This is a genomic window from Streptomyces sp. RP5T, from assembly GCF_003933965.1.
Taxonomy (GTDB): Bacteria; Actinomycetota; Actinomycetes; order Streptomycetales; family Streptomycetaceae; genus Streptomyces.
Genome location: NZ_RSAJ01001199.1, coordinates 1 through 819, shown reverse-complemented (window position 1 = coordinate 819; position 819 = coordinate 1). Strand labels below are relative to the sequence as shown.

2 pseudogenes are annotated in these 819 nt (G+C 65.6%); one reads left to right on the top strand and one right to left on the bottom strand.

From position 1 onward, the window contains the following. Positions 1–220: pseudogene (locus EHS43_RS48675) on the bottom strand (hypothetical protein); the annotation flags it as partial. A gap of 376 nt (positions 221–596) precedes the next feature. On the opposite strand from EHS43_RS48675, the pseudogene EHS43_RS45365 reads away from it, so the two are divergent. After that, positions 597–819, top strand: a pseudogene (locus EHS43_RS45365) (transposase family protein); the annotation flags it as partial.

The following is an 819-nucleotide window of genomic DNA, read 5'->3' as shown; positions in this document are numbered from 1 at the left end:
CGAGCAGCAGAACCGGCCGCTCTGACCCGGGCTGAGGTGAACAGTGCGGATCCGTGCACACAGCTGAGGTCAGAGCAGCTCTCAGATTCGCTTCACCACCGGGCTGAAGCCCGGTGCACTGCGAATAATCCCGGTAGCCCTCCGGCTGGCCGCCCCGGCCCTCCAGCCAGGCCGGCACCGGCAGCGCATCACGTACCACCACCCACTCCGCGTCGGTCATGTCCGACGGGTACCTCCGTACCCGCTCGGGCCGGTCGGCCGCGTTCCCGAACCGGTGAGCGAGGCAATCGCACACCGACACGCGGGAGTTGGACGTCGCAAGGACCGTCACGCAAGACTGGGACAACAGGGCCTCCTGGTACTCGAGTGGCGTCGCAACCCCGAGCTACCAAGAGGCCCTGCTCTCATGCATCCACCCGGCCGGAATCACCCGACCAGGGACCCTGTTCGATCAGAACCGTCCTCATGATCGATAGAGATACGGCTTCTCAGACTGAGGTTGGAAAAGGCTCATTGAACCGTTTTCATCCTGTGCTGGCGGGTGAAATGGGCTGGTCAGTGGCTGTGGTGACGAGGCAGGGCCCCTCGTCGTTGGCGTGGTGATTCCACTCAGCACACCGGCGACCGAAGGGGCCCTGTTGGTTCCGTATCCTGCCACGCTCGACGTCCCGCACGAGCTCGTCGAGCACGTCGCCTGGCTGCTGTACGAGCACCGCCGCGCACGTAACACCCGCTGGCGGAAGCTCCGCTGCTTCGACCAGGCACTGCTCACGCTGGGCCCGCCTGCGCAAGAACGAGACATTCGCCCAGCTCGGCGCC